The sequence below is a fragment of the Barnesiella sp. B2-R-119 genome (assembly GCF_023656675.1).
GTDB classification, from domain to species: Bacteria; Bacteroidota; Bacteroidia; order Bacteroidales; family Barnesiellaceae; genus Barnesiella; species Barnesiella intestinihominis.
In genome coordinates this window covers 145041-166151 of the sequence record NZ_JAMOKL010000005.1, presented here as the reverse complement: position 1 = coordinate 166151, position 21111 = coordinate 145041, and the positions used below count along the sequence as shown (strand labels likewise).

The 21111-nt window shown below is 43.5% G+C and carries 15 protein-coding genes and 1 tRNA gene; 3 read left to right on the top strand and 13 right to left on the bottom strand.

Annotated elements, in window-relative coordinates; all coding sequences use genetic code 11:
• Positions 1 to 20: 20 nt before the first annotated feature.
• Genes NBH06_RS10980 through NBH06_RS10955 form a run of 6 tightly spaced genes read right to left on the bottom strand, consistent with a single transcriptional unit; the run spans position 21 to position 7359 of the window.
• Positions 21 to 2069, bottom strand: a complete 2049-nt coding sequence (locus NBH06_RS10980) for a glycoside hydrolase family 36 protein (RefSeq protein ID WP_250794313.1) — start codon at positions 2067 to 2069, stop codon at positions 21 to 23.
• Between the two features lie 16 nt (positions 2070 to 2085).
• Complete coding sequence (locus tag NBH06_RS10975; RefSeq protein ID WP_250794311.1) at positions 2086 to 3150, bottom strand: amidohydrolase family protein; 1065 nt, start codon at positions 3148 to 3150, stop codon at positions 2086 to 2088.
• A 33-nt stretch (positions 3151 to 3183) separates the two neighbouring features.
• Positions 3184 to 4011 carry a class II fructose-bisphosphate aldolase gene (locus NBH06_RS10970; protein WP_250794309.1) on the bottom strand — a complete coding sequence of 276 codons (828 nt, stop codon included), beginning with the start codon at positions 4009 to 4011 and terminating at the stop codon, positions 3184 to 3186.
• Between the two features lie 6 nt (positions 4012 to 4017).
• Positions 4018 to 4971, bottom strand: a complete 954-nt coding sequence (locus tag NBH06_RS10965) for a carbohydrate kinase family protein (RefSeq protein ID WP_008861370.1) — start codon at positions 4969 to 4971, stop codon at positions 4018 to 4020.
• Entirely contained in the window at positions 4968 to 6209 is a 1242-nt protein-coding gene (locus NBH06_RS10960) for a class II D-tagatose-bisphosphate aldolase non-catalytic subunit (RefSeq protein WP_250794307.1), read from the bottom strand. The genes NBH06_RS10965 and NBH06_RS10960 overlap by 4 nt, the downstream gene beginning before the upstream one ends.
• Positions 6210 to 6219: 10 nt before the next feature.
• On the bottom strand, positions 6220 to 7359 hold the full coding sequence (locus tag NBH06_RS10955; RefSeq protein ID WP_250794306.1) for an SIS domain-containing protein: 1140 nt from the start codon (positions 7357 to 7359) through the stop codon (positions 6220 to 6222).
• Between the two features lie 377 nt (positions 7360 to 7736).
• On the opposite strand from NBH06_RS10955, the gene NBH06_RS10950 reads away from it, so the two are divergent.
• On the top strand, positions 7737 to 8528 hold the full coding sequence (locus tag NBH06_RS10950) for a DeoR/GlpR family DNA-binding transcription regulator (protein WP_021891846.1): 792 nt from the start codon (positions 7737 to 7739) through the stop codon (positions 8526 to 8528).
• An 84-nt stretch (positions 8529 to 8612) separates the two neighbouring features.
• Here NBH06_RS10950 and NBH06_RS10945 read toward each other — a convergent pair whose 3' ends face one another.
• The gene (locus NBH06_RS10945; RefSeq protein ID WP_021891847.1) at positions 8613 to 10052 is read right to left on the bottom strand and encodes a beta-helix domain-containing protein; all 1440 of its coding nucleotides are present in this window, start codon (positions 10050 to 10052) and stop codon (positions 8613 to 8615) included.
• Positions 10053 to 10088: 36 nt separating this feature from the next.
• The gene (locus NBH06_RS10940) at positions 10089 to 12935 is read right to left on the bottom strand and encodes a TonB-dependent receptor (protein WP_155012005.1); all 2847 of its coding nucleotides are present in this window, start codon (positions 12933 to 12935) and stop codon (positions 10089 to 10091) included.
• Between the two features lie 397 nt (positions 12936 to 13332).
• On the opposite strand from NBH06_RS10940, the gene NBH06_RS10935 reads away from it, so the two are divergent.
• Positions 13333 to 13743, top strand: coding sequence for a cupin domain-containing protein (locus NBH06_RS10935; protein WP_021891849.1), 411 nt, complete (start codon positions 13333 to 13335; stop codon positions 13741 to 13743).
• A 61-nt stretch (positions 13744 to 13804) separates the two neighbouring features.
• On the opposite strand, the gene NBH06_RS10930 is transcribed toward NBH06_RS10935, so the two are convergent.
• A complete protein-coding gene (locus NBH06_RS10930; RefSeq protein ID WP_046411252.1) occupies positions 13805 to 14587 on the bottom strand; it encodes an META domain-containing protein in 783 nt (260 codons plus the stop codon).
• Between the two features lie 201 nt (positions 14588 to 14788).
• On the opposite strand from NBH06_RS10930, the gene NBH06_RS10925 reads away from it, so the two are divergent.
• Positions 14789 to 15451, top strand: a complete 663-nt coding sequence (locus NBH06_RS10925; RefSeq protein WP_195492764.1) for a lipocalin-like domain-containing protein — start codon at positions 14789 to 14791, stop codon at positions 15449 to 15451.
• 878 nt (positions 15452 to 16329) lie between these two features.
• On the opposite strand, the gene NBH06_RS10920 is transcribed toward NBH06_RS10925, so the two are convergent.
• The 4 genes from NBH06_RS10920 to hisS all read right to left on the bottom strand — a co-directional run bounded on the left by NBH06_RS10920 (position 16330) and on the right by hisS (position 20922).
• The gene (locus NBH06_RS10920) at positions 16330 to 16575 is read right to left on the bottom strand and encodes a GIY-YIG nuclease family protein (protein WP_046411256.1); all 246 of its coding nucleotides are present in this window, start codon (positions 16573 to 16575) and stop codon (positions 16330 to 16332) included.
• A gap of 45 nt (positions 16576 to 16620) precedes the next feature.
• Positions 16621 to 16694 (bottom strand) — tRNA-Met (locus NBH06_RS10915).
• Positions 16695 to 16797: 103 nt separating this feature from the next.
• Entirely contained in the window at positions 16798 to 19521 is a 2724-nt protein-coding gene (locus tag NBH06_RS10910; RefSeq protein ID WP_250794305.1) for a calcium-translocating P-type ATPase, PMCA-type, read from the bottom strand.
• A 42-nt stretch (positions 19522 to 19563) separates the two neighbouring features.
• Positions 19564 to 20922, bottom strand: a complete 1359-nt coding sequence (hisS, locus tag NBH06_RS10905) for a histidine--tRNA ligase (RefSeq protein ID WP_155012356.1) — start codon at positions 20920 to 20922, stop codon at positions 19564 to 19566.
• Positions 20923 to 21111: the final 189 nt, after the last annotated feature.

The following is a 21111-nucleotide window of genomic DNA, read 5'->3' as shown; positions in this document are numbered from 1 at the left end:
ATATAGAGAAATTTGGACTTTCACTTTTTCACTTCGTTCGCTTGGAACAAAAGCGCTCTCTCAAACTTGCAATGCAATCGAGCCTCAGGACCCTCAACCTCACCCAACGAAACTTCATTGAAGTAATCATACAGTTCATACTTTTTACCTTCTTCCAGACCTTTCACAAGGATATCACCATCGAACGACGAAGCATAAAAAGCGTAATACAACGTGCCGTCCTTACGAATGACATGAGCTTCGGGACGAGAATAGCCTATATCATACAAGCCATTTACATATTCTCCTGTCGAAAGCATCTTCTCGTTATACAGCGAGAACCATTTCTTCCAGATAACCTCCTTCTCAGGAGTCAATCGATAATCGGCTTTTACCTTAGGATTATTCTTGGGCCAAGTAAATTTGGTTCCCAATACGGCTCCAATACCGAACGACGAAGCAAAGTCATCGCCATGATCGCTCAATTCGACATGATCGCCGAAATAGGCCGTTCGAGGAACCAATGCTTTATAGACATATCCTTTCAAACGTACTTGCCAGCTACTGGTCGGGTCGGAGGCTACCGTTTGGTTGGTGTAAGGCAAATTATAAAAAGACATACAGCAGCCGCAGGGACAGTTTTGAATAACCGCATGCGGATTGATTGACCGGGATTCGTCATATATCATCTTGAAGAATCTGGGTAACTGCTCATAAGAATATTGGGGACATTCGGGGTGATGCTTCCAATTATAATCGGGATGCACGCTATTCAAATGCTGACCATCGAGTTTCAATCCGTCGAAGTCATATTTTTTCATAAATCGATCCACCAGATCTCGACTATACGACACCACGCCCGAATCGACAGGGGAAAGGTAATAACTGTCCCACCAAGTAATATAATGCGGGGTCTGTTGCTTGGAAAGCGTAATAAAATCGGGATTTTCTTTCAGTACTTTCGTACCCGGATCGGCAGCCAGCGGAGCCCACCAAAGTTGAACTTTCAAGCCATAGGCCTTCATCTTTTTCACCAGATCGACCATATCCCTATCGCCACCGGGGAAACGTTTGGTATCGAGCTCCCAGTCTCCTTCGGCAATTTGATAACCGTCATCGACAGTCGCCCATTTGATGCCCAATTCTTTCACCTTAGGCAAAGTCCCTAAGATTTCGGCAAAAGTGGCTTCTCGTTCATATCCCCACGCACACCACATGGGCTCGAATGCGGCCGGTTCCGATTCGGGCATTACCAGTCCGGAAGCCTGCATATATTCTGAAAACTGTCGAAGCGGAGCAAAGCAATCTCCTTCATATACCGATACGAATGTCCGCACCGTAGAAATCGTATCGCCCTGTGTAAATGCCACGACCGATTCTTCCGCACTTTCAACCGCAACCTCTGCATAGTTATCGTATTTCGATTTCTTCACCGGAAGCGAGACCAACCGGGGAGAAAGTTCTACATGTCCCACGGCAATGCCTTGATCTCTACGCCACAAACAAGTTACAGGAATACCTCCACCGTAATCCGAATCGTTCATTCCCATATAGTTACGTTGATAGAAAGTAGAATCGACAGGGAGAATCCAATCGGCTCGTTCTATGGTAGACTGACCTTGAAAAGACCAGAACGCCGGAGTATCCTCGCTATCGATCACCCGGAACGCATGGTTTACCCACTTCACTACATGCAAATCGCGAGACGATTCATTCACATATTTTACTTCGGTAACGGCCATACCGGGGAAACGACGATCCACACTAATCGTTTGTATTTTCTTGATAGTACCGCCGAAAGGCATCGAAGCCTCTCCAATCAACGTATAGACAGTAGTATCCCCAACTACCCGGGTATCCCGGCTTTTTAATTTAAAATCAGATACCGTCCCCTCTTCCAGCTCTATATATTCAGTCTGGCTTTTTTCGGTCAAAGGAGCATCATTTCCGGTTAACTCGACCGTCATGTGCATATCCTTATCCACAGACAGAATCATCGAACCGCTTTTTATTTCGAGACCTTCGCTGCAAGAAAACAGTAAAAACGAGGACAGTATTGAAATAATCGTGTATTTATCGATGTGTTTCATGGTTTCTTTTCTTAAATTATTTCATAATTCGAATGAAATTTTCCCGGTAGATTTTTCGCAAGACTTCATCGGGAAGGTCAAAACCCGAATAATACCAGTGATAGTGATAATCGGGAACATAAAAGTGTTCGTCGTCGGTTTCGAGAATCCGAAATGTCGTTTCATACATTTCGGCAGACATACCGTTATCGGTCCCATATAAAATGCGATCGGCGTAACGAGTATAAAATTTCTTCATGTAGCGAGGAATACTTGCCGTCTCTCCGAAACGGGCCGACATATCGACATATAAATTGGAATACTCGTCGAGTAACCTCCCCACGATAGAAAGATCATAACTGCAATTGATGAAATGGCAGGCGACAAACAACGTGTTCGGGTGATTCTTAACGGCCTCTGAAAATTGCGCAATCAACTGTTCGTGGGATTGCATGCCGGGTATGGACATATCGATTTTCCATTTCTTCCCATTCATTAGCCCATCGTTATATTTATCATCGGGCAGATACATCCAATAAGGCTCTGCTACATGGATATTCAATGGCATCCCCAACTCTGCACAAGTTTCATAAATCGGTGACATCAAAGGGTCGTTCAAATGGATTCCTTCGGCCATATTCGTCTGAAATGCGACATATACGCCCAATCCTTTATCGGTTACCTCTCCGACACCCTTAGCTCCCATTTTGTGGCAACGCTTCAATTCCTCAACGGCTGTTTTTACAAACGAAGACTTTCCGTAATCCGACAGGTCGAGGCCACACCACAAATCGAACCGGTCCTTATAAGGAGCATAAACTTCTACGATGGAATCGAAAGAAGCCCCGGTATATCCAGTCAATACAACTGTTTTCTCGATGCCTTTCCTATCCATAGTTTTCACCCACTGAGCAACCTCTTCGAGCGAAGAAGGGTAATCGTGAGAGTGTGCATCGATAACCGGATATTTCGCTTTCTCGACCTTCGTTTCGGGTATTTTATAAATAGATTTCGGCATATACTCTTCCAACAGTATATTCTCCTGTCCATACCCGGTCGAAACAAAAAGCAAAGCGACTAAAAACAGATAACCGTGTTTCATATACCAAGATTAAGTTCGTAATAATTCTTATCGTCATTCGGTGGCGCTTCCCACCATTTTATATTTATCGCACAATAGTTCTACCACAGAATCGGTCGCCTTAGGGAATACTTTTCGCAAATCGATTTCATCGCTATTCTGCAAGGTTTGTTTCAATGCCCGCATAAACGTGTCTTTTATCTCTGTCGCCAAATTGACTTTGGCTATACCGTTGCGAATAGCCTCCCGAACCATATCGTGAGGAATACCCGAACTCCCATGCAAAACCAAAACCACATCGGTTGCGGCATGTATCTCGGCCAAACGGTCGATATCGAGACGAGGTGTCGATTTATAAAATCCATGAGCCGACCCAATAGCCACAGCCAAAGCATCTACCTGTGTAGCCCGGACGAAACGAACGGCATCTTCCACAGTCGTAAAACCGGACGAATCTTGCATTTGTCCCAACTTAGGCACATAGCCCAATTCGGCCTCCACATTAGCCCCGTACGGTCGAGCCATCTCTACGACCTTACAAGTCGTTTCGATATTCTCCTCCATACTCTTTTCGCTGGCATCGATCATTACCGACTCGAATCCGGCATCGAGGCAACGTTGCACCAACTCGACAGAACCTCCGTGATCCAAGTGTATGCAACCGTCAAGCTGGTAGTCTTCGAGTCCCTGACGCGCCAATACAACCGCCCGCTTCAATCCCATATAATCGATCGAGCTCTTCGTCAATTGTAACATAACAGGCGCCTGCACTCGCGATGCGGCTTCGAGTATGCCTTTCAAGGTCTCGTAGTTGTAAAAATTGGTCGCCAGAATGGCTTTCCTTTCAAGCTGAAACTGTTTAAGTTTTTCCTGAACTTTCATATTCTGTTATAATGTGATGTGCTGATTAAACCTATTCCGTGCTATCTCCTCGATGGTCTTTTTATCGGCAAAAGCTCCCGTTCCTCCTGCCGCAGTCGTGTTGATGGCGCCTGTGAGATTCCCGAATCGCTGACAATCTTCCAAAGTCTCGCCTTTGACAAATCGCGAAATACACCCGGCATTGAAACTATCGCCGGCGCCGATTGCATCCACGACTTCCGTATTCAAGAACGAAGGCAGAAATGCCGGTTCTTCTCCCCGACGAACCAACAGAGATCCTTTACTCCCCATTTTTATAATCGCTGTATTGACATAAGGTTTTATTTTCCCGACAGCTTCATCGATCGTTTCGGAAGAAGTCAATAACATGAGCTCTTTTTCATTCGGCAAAAACACCGAAACCAACGGTAAAATGCGGGTATAATCGAAATCCCAGATTTCTGTCGGGTCCCATTGCGTATCGAGCGAAGTCGTCACGCCTTGTACACGAGCGTAATCGAGTATCTTTTCCAAATCGGCTTTTAACGCCGGTTGTAGGAATATGGAAGATATATGGATATGACGACATTTTTCAAATACCGATTTGTCTATATCGGCAAACGACATGACCGCCATCGCACCCTGATAAGTTACCATAGCACGGTCTTCGCCATAATTCAGTACAATCGTCGCCCCCGAAGAGTGTTCATCGGTTTCTATCAACATGGAGGTATCCACTCCTTTGGCTTCGAGGCTCTCTCTTATCAGATTACCGAGAGTGTCTTGCCCTATCATTCCCACAAAGCCCACTTTTGCGCCCAACGCTGCGGCATTGGCGGCAAAAATAGCAGTCGAGCTTCCCAACGTAAGAATCATATCCCCGGCAAATTTCTCTTTCCCCACTTCGGGCTCTCCGTCGATATTATTCAGAATCAAATCGACATTCAACTCCCCGATAGCCAAAATATCGTACGGTTTCATAGCAGATAATCATTAAGGTTTACCAAATTGAACGCATTGAAATACTTATCCATATCGTGTTCGATGCGCATCAAAACAATATCTTCGGACTCATAACCATTCCGATTCAAGTTTTCATAAAGTTGATTGCGAGCTACTATCGCCTCCGGTTTTTGCCAGATATAACGGCAACTTGTCCGCACCAACCATAATTTTCTCTCTTCGGAAAGCTCATTGAAATGATGGCCTTTTTCCGATTCGAGCAACCATTTGCGCCAACGATTCGATTCATCGACAAGTTTCCAAAGCACATTTTTCATATCGGAACAAACAGCGACTCTTCCCTCCGCATGAAGTCGCTTCTCTATTCCTTCGAGTTCCATCAACGCATCATATTCACTGATTGTAAACTCAGGCCCTACATTGGCAGCTCCCATTCCACACGACGGATAATCTTCGGGATTCAAAACCCCGTCGGTATAGTGCCCCTTGATGTAGCTCCCGAACTTCGCCACCTTAGCGGTCAATTTACGCGCTACCTCCTTATCGAAAGTAACCGTATGCAAATCGGTTCCCACTTTACCGACAATGAAGCAGGGCCATACATCGGCCAAACCGCAAGCCTTCAATCCGGCTTTCAACTCGACGATAAACGTATCGAACACACTCTCATCGGCCAAACCGCCATGAACTTCTTCCGTCCCCACTTCATACGAAACCGGGGGAAAACCGTTAGACCGGCGGAATGTTTCGGTATGTTCGATCAACTCCACCGTACGTTTAGCCACCAGATGTATATCTATGATTTCCCCTTTGGGAACATGAATATCGACAGTCGGATCGACATGTATCAAATCGTAACCGGCAGCAACCGCAGCTTCGAACGATTTCTTAACCGCAGCCATAGCTCTATCGGTATCCCATTTCTCAATGGACTGTATATCTTTCAACCACGGTCCTCCGTGATCCACGGCCACGATATAGGGCCCCGTATAATCGACTGCCCGAGACTCCATACGCAACACATCGGTAAAAACCGACTGCGTCATTCCGGTATATCCTCCGTCGCAATCGACTTGATTAAGTGTCGCCGCAAATTTTATAGGCGCATTATTTCGCTTAGCCGAACGGAATGCCGCTTTAATGACCGCCATCGAATTGGGGCACACGGCCAACAACGTGCGGGATATATGTCGCGTTTCTTTCAGTTCGGCAATCCTCCTCAGGATATATTCAGTTTTCGGTTGCGTCGTTTTCATGTCGTTCGATTTAAAGGTCATAGATTTTCACACCTTCCACTACACGGGATATATTTCCCGAAACCGAAGGTTCATCGGGATTCAAACCCAAATTCTCCGATTTGAAATAGCCCAATAATTGCCCCACCAAAACATAGGGAATACAGGCATATTCATTTTTTTGCAATTCCCCGGGATTTGTCGCTGCAACGACACAATCGAGATTCACCCCCGGTATGACTATCCCCGAAGGCGAGACCGCTATTTGAGCTACGACTTTATTATTTTCGTTAATTTGGCGTATCAGATCACGCTCGTAATGAAACACTTTTTCATCATCTGAACAAAGATATACAAGCACGGTATCTTCATTGATCACAGCTTTGGGACCATGACGGAATCCAAGAAACGAATCGAACTTGCAAACGACCAATCCATCGGTCAGCTCTTGTAATTTCAAATGACACTCTTCCGCTATTCCCTTCAATGCGCCGGAGCCTAAAAATACAGCCCTACCGAATTTTCGCGCAGCAATCTCGGAAAGCGATTTTTCACCGTTCTTCAAAATATCCCGTGCAAAAGTTACTATCGCCTCTATTTTACTTTTTTGCTCCGGCAACTGCTCTATATTGAAAATCAAAATAGAGACCAATGCCATAGTCGTAAAACTACTGGTCATAGCCAATCCTTTGTCGTTTGTTTCCGGTGGAAGTAACACCAGCAACACATTATCCCGAGAACTCTCTCTCGCTAAATCGCCCGTTTCATTACAGGTTATGATAATATGAAATACTTTCTTACAATATTTATCGGCAATATGTACGGCCGCTAAACTCTCAGGGCTGTTTCCCGAACGGGCAAAAGAAATGAGGACGACAGGTTTTCCGGTAGGCAAACAACTTTCGGGATAAGTAATAATATCGGTCGTCGCTACGGCTCGACATTGAGAATAGCCTTTTTCCACAAAAATCCCGGCCAATGCATTTCCGATAAAGGCCGACGTTCCAGCACCCGCCAAGATAATTTCGGTATCCTTTCCGATATGGTTGTTCGAAATGAAAGTTTGTATCGCGGCTTCATTTCTGCAAACCAAATCATATGCCTTCAACCAAACATCGGGTTGCTGCATAATTTCACAATATGTAGCCGTTTTATGATCGCTTAAATCCATAAAGTACTGTGTTAAAATAAATTGAGAACTCTATTATCACTCTTCTTGTCCTATTTCTCTATTACAAATATAGACAAGCGGAACTTTCGATTCGAAATATTATATCAACAAATATCTAAATAATACTTTATAAAAATCTATAAACAAAAGATTATCAATAATTTATATAAAAATAAAAATATTTCGAAATGTTTCGATTGTTAAAATACATTATAAAACAAAGATTTGCCGATATAATATTTATTAAATTATGGTGTATTCTAAAAAAACAATCTACCTTAGTAATAAAATAATTTGGTATAAGTTTAAAATTAAGCACAAGCACTTTCGATTCGAAATATTTTTATCCCAAAACCTTATCATTAAACTACGCAACAATGGAAACATACTATTCAGCCAAAGAGCGCCGAGCGCAAATCCTACAACTTCTAAAAAGCAGTCCCAAAATATTGGTATCTTCCCTTAGCCAAATGTTTAATATATCGGAAGTTACTATCAGAAAAGATTTAGAAGAGCTTGAAAACAGGAATTTATTGATACGAGTCAGAGGGGGAGCAATACGTTTACCGAAATTAAACATTGCAGAAGAACAAGCTACGACTGAGAAAAAAAGATTTCATTATCGAGAAAAACGAAGTATCGGGCGCATGGCGGCTACACTGATACAAGAAAACGAAACCATCATTCTCGATTCGGGCAGTACAACGATGGAAATTGCCAAGAACCTGCACTCGTTCAAACAATTAACCATCATTACAAATGCCATAGACATAGCCATAGAATTAAGTAAATACAAACGGTTCAATGTCATTTTACTGGGCGGTCATTTAAGAGATTCAAGTCTCTCTACGGTCGGTCCCATAGCCGAGAACACGCTCAAAATATTTTATTGCGACAAATTATTTCTGGGTGTGGACAGTTTTAATTTGGAACGAGGAGTTTCTACTCCCAACATAGAAGAAGCAAATATCAATCAAACGATGATTACAATGGTAAAAGAAACTATCGCCGTTTTCGATTCATCAAAAGTCAATAAAAAAAGTTTTGCCTTTATCGCCCCCGTTTCTAAATTGAGTGCAATCGTCACCGACAACAATATGCCGCTGGACATTAAAACACAAATCAAAAAAATGGGGGTGAAACTATACGAAACCGAGCCTGATTCATAAAAATAAATATATATGATTAATAAAAGAGGATACTCCTTATAAACGGGAATATCCTCATAATAGTATTAGATCGATAATCTTTTATCAATAGACCGTATTCTGCGGATCCATATTTGTCCAACCGGTCGTCCAATTATTAGCAGCGGTCTCTGTGGGTCCGAACGCACCTATATAGGCCACTTGTTCAAAACCGGAAGAAACCAGAGAATGGCTCCAATCGGCAGACTGACTTACTAACGGACTGTCCTGAGAAGGAACCATGCAGAACGATGTCAAATTCTGAGGGTCTCCTTGCAGTTTCAAATCGTCAATAGCCGTATAAGCGATATTCTTGCCTCCTTCTCTATTGAAATAGCTATCTGCAAAAGCTCCGTTATCCGAAGGATCGAACTGTGTACCATTCGCCCAATATTGTGCATCTTGATAGTTCTTAACCATACCGGCGAACACACAATTCGAAACGACCAATTTCCCCTCGGTGGCATGAGTCTGGGTCTTTGAATTTTTGTCATTCTCAATGATTAATCCAATGGGGAATCCGGCAAATACAGAATTAAACATTCTCAACTGTGTATTGCGGCGCAAATGCATGGCAGCCTGAAAACGAGCATCAGTAAGACTTCCATTTACGCCAGCCTCATTAGTGTAATTCGTCGGATCGAGTACCGGACCGAACATCGATACGTTTGCAAACACGCAGGAAGTATAAGGTTCAACGGTCGCAGCGTCGGCACAATTATCAGATTCGAAGCCGTTGGATGCCGATTTATCCCCGATCTTCGGATTCCGCAAAGCAGCCAAAAACTGCAATTTACCAGAAAATCCGTTATCCGTATCGAAGTCGTCGTCCCAAGTTCCCAACGCTACCAAGTGTTTACAATTTACCGAACCGCCGAACCATTCGTAAGAATCGTCTCCCGAGTAAGAAACTTGTACATAATCGACTGTCGTTCCGCTACCCACCGAACCAAACGTAATGGCATTGATTTCATTATCAGTCGAATATTCGATACCGGCAAATTCGCAACGCACATATTTCAATACACCGGAGTTATCGGTATCGTCGTTACCTCCATGTTTACTTCTGACACCGCCTTCGATAGTCTGCTCTCCCATGTTGTTTTTGGCTTTACCCAAAAGGATAATACCGCCCCAGTCACCGGGTTTACGTTTACCCGGAGCCTGTGCCGATGTAAATACAATGGGGCGTTCGCTCGTACCCTCGGCAATGAGTTTGCCTCCGCGCTCCACAACCAACGTAGCCTTAGACTCTTTCTCTCCTTTGATAACTACACCCGGCTCGATAGTGAGTGTAGCCCCTTCGGTAACATAAACGAACCCTTTCAAATTATAGGTGTTCGGATAGGTCAAAGTCATATTGGACGAAATCTCGTAAGCATTCGAACCGTCTCCCAAATCGAAAGTCTCTCCACTCGGAATGGGATTGTCATTGTTCTCGTCACAACTTACTACCGCCATTGTCGCCAAGCATACAAAAGCAATTGTTTTGAATCGTTTTTTCATTTGATTTTTCTGTTTGATTAGTATTATAGAAAAGGATTAAAAACTGAATGTGATACCTACGCTCACCGAACGTCCCGGTTTATACGACTTCGTAGTCTGTTCGCGTTTCTGTAACTTTCCTTCGGCATCATAAAATTGCGGATACTGCTTATATACTACTTTTTCACCGATGATATCTTTCACTCCGGCTTTCAACTCGACGAGCTTACCGAACTTCTTAGACACCGTGAAATCGAGACTATTACGCGGCAGTTCATAGGTATCGGGGATATTCACGCTCACATCGTGCGTAGTACTGTTGGACTTTCCGATGCCGATGATACGCTTTCCCAAACGATTGTAGAGCAACGACGACATCAATCCCCACTTTTCATTCTGATAATAAAGTCCGGCATTGACGATATAAGGCGATTGCCCTTGCATTTCCCTGTCTTCGGTTTTAACAATACCCGATTCGTCGAAACGTACTCTACTCTTTATCAAAGTAGCATTGAGTAAAAGGCTTAATCCTCTCATTCCTAAGAAGTCGAGAGATTTGCGAATTTCAACCTCCGCACCGAAACTCTGTGCCGAAAGTGCGTTCTCATAATTATATCGCAGCGATCCTCCCATATCTATAAAGGTCCATTCTATGGGGTTCTTGAAGTATTTGTAGAAAATACCTAAGCTGATGACTTCTCCCCGTTGCGGGTAAAACTCGTACCGGAAATCGAGGTTGTCTATCTTACACGTCTTCAAATTCTCGTTCCCGCCTATTTCATTAAAAAGATCGAAATCGTAATATACAGCCGGCGAAACCTCTCGAAACTCCGCCCGATTCAAAGAACGTCCATAGGCCAGACGAAGCAAATTGCGCTCATCAAAATTGTACGTAGCATTGACCGAAGGCAATAAATCGAGATCGGTATAATTGCGGCTCGTCATCAACACTTGCGATGCCGACTGAGATTTATCCCATTTCATTCTCAACCGATTGTATTCAAGCCGCAAACCGGCATAAACATTGAATTTACCCATCGGCAATTCCATCGCACCATATCCCGCTCCATATATGTTGTATGCCTCATAAGCATTTTTCTTATCGGTAATCTCGTCTATAAAGACTTTATCGACACTCAACCAATCCTCACTCATCATTTCTTCATAAGGCAGATACAGATAAGATGCACGTTCTTCAAGAGAGAGATTCTCGTACCGATAGATAAATTCGCGAGGCGTATAATTACGGGTACGATACTCGGATATCAATCCGCCTTTCACAGTAGAGAGTATCTCGCCCATAGGAACTGTTCCCTTGTAGTCCACACTACCCGAAAAGACATGGTCGGACAAAGATTGGAAATAACGTTTGATGCTCTCATTGCCTACTTTTAACTGCGACACGTCTACTCCATCGCTCATTCCCGCCTGATTAACGACTATCCGACGGTCGGGCTCGATTCTATAAGCATAACTATATCCCATGTTCCACGCCAGAGAATGGAGCTTCTTCTCATCTAAAAAATGATTACCGGTCAGCTGTCCCAAATAGCTCAGACGCGATTGGTACAACATCTCCGTCTCTTCCCGATAGGTCAAACCGCTCACATTTCTTTCTCCCGAGCGTTCGGTCAATCGGTTTTTACCCAACATATTAAACAGGTTTCGGAATTCCAATTTATTTTTTCCGTCAAATACAAAAGCCCAATTGTGCATTGCGCCCAATCGCACATCGTTGGAATACTGGTTATCGACATAATCATTGAGATACACCGGCTTATCGGCATCCGAAGAATAAATACCGAAACGGGCATTCGTGATATCCTGTATCGTTTTATAAGTATTACTATAATTGATATAGGTAGTCATACCTATATCTGTCCCGCCCTCGGTTTCGAACCGCCGATTAATCGTCAGAGATAAACGTTGGTCGGGAATCGGATAATAACTTTTCACCCGCCAATCGTTATTAAACGAGCGTGTAAGCCGTGTAACTTCCGCCGGATCGCTACCGGTAACGTCCATGTGCGAAGGCATGCCATTCGACAAAGGTCTCTTGTTCAAATCGAACCCCAACCAATCGGTAGTACTGCCGGGATTCAGACGCGTTTTTACAAATTGAGTATTGGTATTGAATCCTGTCGTATAACCAATCTGAATGGAGTTACGCAAAGGTAAACTCTTGGTAGAGATACGAATAAATCCACCGGCAAAATCGGCCGGAATTTCGGGAGCCGGAGACTTATAGATAATCATATTCTCGATTTGAGAGCTGGGCAACATATCGAATGAGAAAGCTCGGCTATCAGATTCTAAGCTCGGAGAACTGTTCCCATTGATCCACACATTATTATACCGTTGCGACAATCCACGTACCACAACAAACCGATCGTCTATTACCGATATACCCGGTACTCGTTTCACCACTTCCGATGCATCACGATCGAGTGTTTTGGCAATCTGTTGCGAAGATATACCACTCGCTACCTGTACTTGCGCTTTCATTCCTTCCAACAAAGACATCTCCGTATCGTTCCTGCGATAGGTAGAAACCACGACTTCATTCAAGGCGACCCCGTCTTCCTCCATCTCAATTTCAAGACCCGCGATAGACTCTCCCTGCTTCACGTTCACCGGAACCCGAACCGTCTTATAGGATAAATATCGGCAAACAATCGTCTGCTTTCCTATGGGAATATTTCTCAAACTAAACTTTCCGTCCAAATCGGTAGCTGTCGCTACCGAACTATTCTCTATTTGTACGGTGGCCCCTATAATCGCCTCTCCACTTTTCTTATCTCTGACTTCTCCGGTAATCAAACTTCCTGCCGAAGCCGTTATCCCCAATGCATGAATCGAAAAAACAAAACCTAAAACAACCGCCAGTAATCCGCTTTTATACATATATTTTTACCTTTTTCTTTCCGCTGCAAAAGTAAAAGCAAAAGAATACGAAAACATGACAGCAATATGAATCGATATATAACATGTATTACATTATCGTATACCGAATTTTGCAAATATATTTCAGTACGATATGCAATATTGTATCTCAACCCGATAGACCCACAGAGAAAAAACTACCTATCGTTCGACCTACATGTAACGCTTTCTACGGAGCTCGCATAAAAATCCAGCTTATTTAACAACTTCTACATGACTGATTTCCTGCAATGGTTACATTTATGTAAGTTACTAATATCGATGTTTCTTCTTGCAAATTGTTTCGCAAAAATCCATCTTTGTATTGAAAAACAAAAGTTATTAACGATAATCGAAGTAAACTTAAAACGAAAAAACGATGGACAAAATCACAAAAATCAATTCAGGAGAAAAGTTTACCCACACATCTGTCGGAAAACTCGCCGAGTTCAATGGTAAACAATTCCTCAAAGACACTGTCGGTACAACCGGTTGCGAAATTTCATTCGGGACAATAGAGCCCGGCCAAGCCGCACCTTTCTTTCACAGCCATAAACAAAACGAAGAAATTTATATTATTCTCAGTGGCGCCGGCGACTTTCAAGTAAACGATACGGCTTTCCCTATTGCCGAGGGATCGATCGTCCGTGTAGCCACAGCCTGCAATCGTTCCATACGATGCACATCAACCGAAAAAATGCTCTACATCTGTATTCAGGCAAAAGAAGGTAGTCTCGAACAATGTACTATGGAGGACGGTGAAATCACCCAACAAGAAACAAAATGGTAGTAAAACAAGGAGGCTGTTCTTGAATAACATAGAACAGCCTCCTCTCACATCATAGTTAAAGTTATTTATTCCGCTTCAATTCCAACACCACTGCACCGCCAGCAGTAAAAAATACCAAATTCCCATTTTCGAGTATGCCATAAGTCCTCACATTATTCAAAGCTGAAAGTATGTTTTTCTCTGTCTCCATATCGGGACACATCATACGAGTTGCAGCCACACCATGGAAAGAGATAGAATTTTCTACGGTCTCATCACTCCGTAATTCCCCTGTTATACGATTACAACCCGAGTTTCCACTTATTCGACCGTCAGCAATATCGAACCTGACACCCGGTCGCACTTCCAAATCGGTAGATAAAGTATCTCCATACACTTTAACAATATTCCATTCTCCTTCCAATTCAGATAAAGGAACTACCGAAAACCTCTTACTCAATAACATGACAGGTTCTTTATCCGAAGCATACAGGGCAATTTTATTTTTACCCGCGCGTTTAACGTTCTTTACCATAGACAACACTTCGATAAGTTTTCCTTCCAATTCCATATCGGGACAAGCCATGAGAGTGGATGCCATATGACCCAATTCTATTTTATTGTCTCTGGAAAGATCCAGACTCCCCATTATACGGTTACAACCGCTATATCCATATACTCTCCCTTTCTTCGTATCGAATCCGATAAAGGGGTTCGATTGAGCTCGAACCGGTTCACCCTGAATTTCTACCACGTTCCATTCACCACAAATATCATTTTCCGATACCATATCTCTCGCCGTTTTACAAGAAGACAATAATAAAACTCCCAAAAATACCGACAAGTACATCTTTTTTGCATTCATATTTCTATTTTTTAAATCTACTATATATGCGACTTCAATAAATAATTGGAGAAAAGAATATAATACTGCGTCTTTATATATTAAAATTTTTTAAATACGCTATTTCCCTTCAAAAGTCTCCCTTTCCTCGATAGTATTTACAATATCCATCATACATTTTTGCTACCTTTACTAAATATTCATTTAAACTACGGATTTATCATGAAAAAGAAAAATTTTATTCCTTTCATTGCAATCTCTGTTTTATGTGCAGCCTGTCACGACAAAACTACTTTAACCGGAGATTGGATTGAACCAGTACCGGGTACTACAAATACGATACAAGGATTCAGTCTGAAAGAAAACGGAGAAGCAACGTCCATCAATATGGCCACCCTTCAATATAAATCTTGGACGCAAGAGGACAACCGGCTCATTCTATCGGGAGAAAGCATCGGTAATCACCAAACAATCTCATTCTCTGATACTTTAAAAATTTTCAAACTATCGGAAGACAGTCTGATTTTGAAAAAAGGTGATTTGGTTAAAACATATACACGTCCCAAAAGTATCATTCCAGCGACTCCGATACAACCAGCTATATCTACTACGTTTACAGTAAAAGGGAAATTGGTCATCGGACATGAAGTACGCTCTTTTATCGCAGAAGGCGACACCACCTCATATTGGATCATCGACGATTCGGGAACTCTGAAAGAGGAATATGAAAAAACTATCGGCAACAACCCCAAGCCATATACTCCGGTATATGCCGAACTAAAAGTTATCGATACCGGGAAATCGAACGAGGGATTTGCCGCTGAATATACCGGAGTCTATCATGTAAAAGAAGTGTTGAATATATCCCCGATTAAAACAGAATAGGCGTGTAGCCATATCATGAATATAGCCTACATAGGTGCGAGGATAAAGATTCCGTAAAAAATTCGTGGGGATAGACTTGTATTTTAGAAGCTGTTTTAAATTTATTCCGAGACAGCTTGAGACCTATGTTGAAGCTGATTGGAGTCCGAGATTTTTGTCAATAGCAGGCTATTGGCAAAAATCAAGGGATTCTAGATGCGAGACAGGGGCGCAATATGGCCGGAACATACCTGCTTGCAATGATAATATTATTTCTCAATAAATTTAAAACAGCGTCTTAATAATGAACTCTTGTCGGCAACCACGTTACGAACTCCTCGGCAAACGGTAAAAAAGCAGCCGAATAGATTTTTGGAGATATTCAACCCCTCCGTCACTACGTGCCACCTCCCCTATATTTTGCATGCAAAACACAGAGGAGGAGGTTAATACTTTCCTATATATCATGTTTGTTCTTCTCCCTTGCTGTGTCCCGTAGCATTACGGGGTGTTGCGTTAGCCATATAGAGAAGGTGGCACGTAGTGACGGAGGGGTTGAAAAGCTCCACCTTAATCAGTCCGTTTATATCAGATATTTAACCCCCTCGCCCTACACTCCCCCTATCTCACCTGCGATGAGCAGAGGGAGAGTTGAATTCATACTCCTCCACTGTGTTTTTGTAGCGCAAAAATAGGGGAGATACCGAAGAACGATAGTTTCTGAGGAGAGGGAGTAGAATATACAAGGACAATCTCCACTAATTATCGACTGAGACAGAATAAAGAATATAGACGTAATACATTTTGATGAAAATAAAAGAGTGATGAAATTCATCACTCTTTTTGTAGCGAGACCGGGGCATGATCCCGGGACCTTCCCGATTTTGTATCGGGACGCTCTAACCCTTCGCCACCAAATGCTCAATATACTTGCGACTCTTTTTTGACTTTATCTCACGCTCCCGAAATAATGCCGAACTCTTATCGATATACTCTTCCGAATAAACCAACTCCCACGGACGACCGCCTCGGGTACTGGGGGTAGCACCTGCGTTATGTTTCGACAAACGAATCTCTATATTATGCGTATAACCTACATAATACCTATCCTTCGTGCGAGAATAAAGAATATAGACGTAATACATTTTGATGAAAATAAAAGAGTGATGAAAATCTCATCACTCTTTTTGTAGCGAGACCGGGGCATGATCCCGGGACCTCATGATTATGAATCATGCGCTCTAACCAACTGAGCTATCTCGCCAACATGTTTATGTATCGCACCGACCGATTGTCAAATGCGGTGCAAAGATAAGGGATTATTTTATACTACACAAAAAATTGGCTTACTTTTTTTACTCACCAATTCATGCAATCCATCGCCGTATCAACCGATATATCTCTCCAATCCACAAAACGGACGAAGTTGTCACAAAAATATACACCCAGTCCATCGGTTGTAAAGGAGTCACACTGAACAATGCTCCACCCAAGCTGACTATCAAAATCTGCCCGGCTAGAATAATGAGGGTGACCCACAGAAATCCTTTGCATGAAGCCAAACGATCAAAAGCGGATTGTACATTTCCAAAAGCCTTCGCATTGAACATATTCCAAAATTGTAAAAACACGAATATGGAAAAGAAAAGGGTAAGTTCATATCGGGTAAGCCCTCCGGGAACTGGCGCAAAGTTAAAGAAATGGGTAAAGAAAAGCGACAGATCGAACTGAGCGAGCGATGTAATATCGACATGTTTGAAATATTGCAACAGCCCGAACAAGAGCAACACAAAAGCAATTCCAGTCCCGATGATACCTCCTGCCATAGGCCGGGTAACGATATTATCGTTCAAATGACGCGGCTTGTCCCGCATAACCCGCTCGTCGGGCGGCAAGGAAGCCAATGCCAAAGCAGCGAAGGTATCCATAATGAGATTTACCCAAAGCATCTGAGTGACTGTCAACGGCGACTCTGTTCCTAAAAAAGCACCGATAAGGACAATCAAACATGCGGCCACATTGATAGTCATTTGGAAAAGAATGAACTTCTGTATGTTACGATACAGCGAGCGTCCCCAAAGCACCGCTTTGGTAATACTACCGAATGAATTGTCGATAATCGTAATGTCGCTCGCTTCTTTGGCGACAGATGTCCCGTCGCCCATCGAAAGCCCCACCTGCGCAGCATTGAGTGCCGGGGCATCGTTCGTTCCGTCTCCGGTAACGGCAACGACCTCATCTTGCGATTGCAACAAACGTACAAGTCGCTCCTTATCCATTGGACGAGCCCGAGCGATAACTTTCAAATCGGGGATACGTTCCAACAAAGTTTTATCGTCGAGAGCCGCAAATTCGGGGCCTGTAATTATATTACGATCTCCGTCTTCGGGTGTCCACAACGAAATCTGGCGAGCTATTTCACGAGCTGTGGCCGGGGTATCGCCTGTTACGATTTTCACTTTTATCCCCGCATTCAAACAGTCGGAAACTGCCGCAGGCACTTCCTTACGAACCGGGTCGGCAATGGCTGTGATACCTAAGAAAGTCAATTTGATATGGGGAGCCAAGTGTCCGGCGATGAAACACACCTCATCGGGCTCGACCAAAGCATAGGCAAACCCCAAAGTACGCATGGCTTGATTTTGGTATTGCAACAGCTTTTCTTCCAGCATCGGACGGCTATCGGTCATAGGAACATTTCCTGACGAAGTAACCCGATCTGAACAGAAATTCATCACATATTCGGGAGCACCTTTCACATAAAGCACCCGGTGATTCAACAACGGAGACTGAACCACCGTAGCCATATACTTACGCTCGGTAGAAAATGTCAACTGTTCGATTACCTCTGCATGACGACGCAACGCTGCATAATCGACTCCCCGGTCGGCCAACCAAAGCAGCAAAGCTCCCTCGGTAGGATTGCCCAACACTTTCACACTGCCGGCAGCCTTATCTAAATGAGCGGTCGAGTTTGCCGCTATACTCTCAAAAATAATGTCCTCCACTCCCGACTCAGGAATATAATCGAAAGCCGCCTCATGCACTCTCATCTGGTTTTGCGTGAGAGTTCCGGTCTTATCGGTACAAATCACCGAAGCCGCACCCATCGTTTCGCAAGCATGCATTTTACGAACCAGATTATTATTCGCCAGCATACGCTTCATACTCATCGCCAAACTGAGCGTGACACTCATCGGCAATCCTTCGGGGACAGCCACGACGATAACCGTAACAGCTATCATCGCCGTCGATAACAGATAGCTTCCGAACAATAACCAATCGATAACGGGGTGCTCTGTCAGGTAAATAACCGTTCGAGCTATAAAAATAACGGCAGCGATAATGTAGCTCGCTTTTGTAATAAACGAAGCCAACGTATTTAGCTGCTTATCGAGGGGCGTTTGCGTATTATTTTCTATCTGAGAACCGGTATATACCTTACCATATTCGGTCGCATCGCCCACTTGCGTCACTTGCATGACACCGTATCCACCCAACATCGTAGAGCCGTTCATCACGGCATTGGAAGGGTATGTGGCTTCTTTATCGAAATCGGCTTCTATCGTCGTTTTAGTCGCCATCGGCTCTCCGGTTAAAGAAGATTCATTCACCTGCACCGATACAGCACTCAATAAAATTCCATCGGCAGGTATTTCATCTCCGGCATTCAACATAACGATGTCGCCCACGACAATCTCCCGTTTGGGTATCTCCAACATATGTCCGCCTCGTATGACCTTGACAGGAAGATCGTCGTTTACCTGATTGAGAATATCGAATTTCTTAGCCGCACTCATTTCGAAAAGAAAGCCGACAACCGTCGCCAACAATATAGCCAAAGCGATACCTGCCGGTTCGAACAACGCCGACATGCCGGCCTCGCCCGTAGCGATATGATAAACCGCAACAGCGACAGAAAGCAGTAATGCGACTAAAAGAATACGAATAATCGGATCGGAAAACTTTTCCAAAAACAATTTCCACATAGGCGTACGAGCCGGAGGAGTCAATATATTTTCTCCATACCGTTCCCGACTGGCCAATACTTCCGATTCGCTAAGCCCGGAATATTCTACCTCAGATTTCATCTATTCTATTATTCTATTGATACCTATTTTATAAAGAAACCGCTATGCGAACAGAGCTATCACCTCATCGATGGTAAACAGGGACTGTTCGCCCGTAGTCATATTTTTCAAAGTGATTTTTTCTGCTGCAATTTCATTTTCACCGACCAAAGCGACATACTCCACGCCTGTGGAATCGGCATATCCCATCTGCTTCTTCATCTTAGCGGCTTCGGGATAAATTTCGGCCCGTATACCGGCAGCTCTTAACCGGGCTAAATGAGACAGACAAACCTCGCATTCCCGCTCTCCGAAATTAACGAACAGGACTTGTGTCGATTCCATCGACTCCTTCGGGTATAAATCGAGCTGATTGAGTACATCGAAAATACGATCGGCCCCGAAAGAAATACCGACACCGGAAACTCCCGTCAAGCCGAACACTCCCGTCAAATTATCATAACGGCCTCCCCCTGTAATGCTTCCAATTTGCACATCGAGAGCCTTTACTTCGAGAATAGCTCCCGTATAATAATTCAGTCCGCGAGCCAAAGTCAAATCGATTTCAAGCGATGCTCGCAGAGACGAAGCGGATAGTTTTCGTAAAATATATTCCAACTCGTCTATACCTTTTAATCCCACCTCCGAGGCAGATAATTCTCTACGCAGCACTTGTAACTTTTCTTCGTTGCTTCCCTGCAACAGAATCACTGGTTGCAATCGGGCGATGGCATCTTCGGACAAACCCTTTTCCCGTAATTCGTCATTCACCTTATCCAATCCTATCTTATCGAGCTTATCGATAGCGACCGTAATATCGACTATCTTATCGGGAGCACCTATCCACTCGGCTATCCCGCTCAATATCTTCCGATTGTTCAATTTAATAGCGACCCGTATTCCGAAACGGGCGAAAACCTCGTCTATCATTTGAATGAGTTCCACCTCGTTCAATAATGAATCGGAACCTACGACATCGGCATCGCATTGGTAAAATTCACGATAGCGTCCCTTTTGCGGACGGTCGGCTCGCCACACGGGCTGTATCTGATAACGTTTGAATGGAAACGTCAGTTCATTACGGTGCATCACGACGAAACGGGCGAAAGGAACCGTCAAATCATATCGTAAACCTTTCTCACACAACCGGCAAGACAAGCGGTTGAGATTACGCTCCTCTAAATCGGTCTCGGTAACATCGGAAAGAAAGTCTCCCGAATTAAGGACTTTAAACAAAAGTTTATCCCCCTCTTCTCCATACTTTCCCATCAAGGTCTGTAAAGTCTCCATCGCCGGAGTCTCGATTTGACGGAATCCATAAAGGCCGAAAACATGCTTTATCGTATTGAATATATAATTACGCTTCGCCATCTCTTCCACAGAGAAATCTCGCGTACCTTTCGGGATACAAGGTTTTGCCATCATATTTGATAATCTTATTCTATAAAATTTCTACGGGGAAAACCCCGATATAAATAAATTACAAAAATAGCGTAAACCAAAGACAGAAACAAATTTATCGGATTCTCCCGAAATACAGCCTATCTTCGCTTTTCATGCAAAGGTATAACATTTTTCTTTTCACCACATTTTCAGTTCTAAATTCTTAGA

Coding starts and splice junctions, on each gene's coding strand:
- NBH06_RS10960 (WP_250794307.1), bottom strand. CDS start 6,209: ATGAAAACGACGCAACCGAAAACTGAATATATCCTGAGGAGGATTGCC.
- NBH06_RS10975 (WP_250794311.1), bottom strand. CDS start 3,150: ATGAAACACGGTTATCTGTTTTTAGTCGCTTTGCTTTTTGTTTCGACC.
- NBH06_RS10920 (WP_046411256.1), bottom strand. CDS start 16,575: ATGTATTACGTCTATATTCTTTATTCTCGCACGAAGGATAGGTATTAT.
- NBH06_RS10940 (WP_155012005.1), bottom strand. CDS start 12,935: ATGTATAAAAGCGGATTACTGGCGGTTGTTTTAGGTTTTGTTTTTTCG.
- hisS (WP_155012356.1), bottom strand. CDS start 20,922: ATGGCAAAACCTTGTATCCCGAAAGGTACGCGAGATTTCTCTGTGGAA.
- NBH06_RS10930 (WP_046411252.1), bottom strand. CDS start 14,587: ATGAATGCAAAAAAGATGTACTTGTCGGTATTTTTGGGAGTTTTATTA.
- NBH06_RS10935 (WP_021891849.1), top strand. CDS start 13,333: ATGGACAAAATCACAAAAATCAATTCAGGAGAAAAGTTTACCCACACA.
- NBH06_RS10980 (WP_250794313.1), bottom strand. CDS start 2,069: ATGAAACACATCGATAAATACACGATTATTTCAATACTGTCCTCGTTT.
- NBH06_RS10965 (WP_008861370.1), bottom strand. CDS start 4,971: ATGAAACCGTACGATATTTTGGCTATCGGGGAGTTGAATGTCGATTTG.
- NBH06_RS10945 (WP_021891847.1), bottom strand. CDS start 10,052: ATGAAAAAACGATTCAAAACAATTGCTTTTGTATGCTTGGCGACAATG.
- NBH06_RS10910 (WP_250794305.1), bottom strand. CDS start 19,521: ATGAAATCTGAGGTAGAATATTCCGGGCTTAGCGAATCGGAAGTATTG.
- NBH06_RS10950 (WP_021891846.1), top strand. CDS start 7,737: ATGGAAACATACTATTCAGCCAAAGAGCGCCGAGCGCAAATCCTACAA.
- NBH06_RS10925 (WP_195492764.1), top strand. CDS start 14,789: ATGAAAAAGAAAAATTTTATTCCTTTCATTGCAATCTCTGTTTTATGT.
- NBH06_RS10955 (WP_250794306.1), bottom strand. CDS start 7,359: ATGGATTTAAGCGATCATAAAACGGCTACATATTGTGAAATTATGCAG.
- NBH06_RS10970 (WP_250794309.1), bottom strand. CDS start 4,011: ATGAAAGTTCAGGAAAAACTTAAACAGTTTCAGCTTGAAAGGAAAGCC.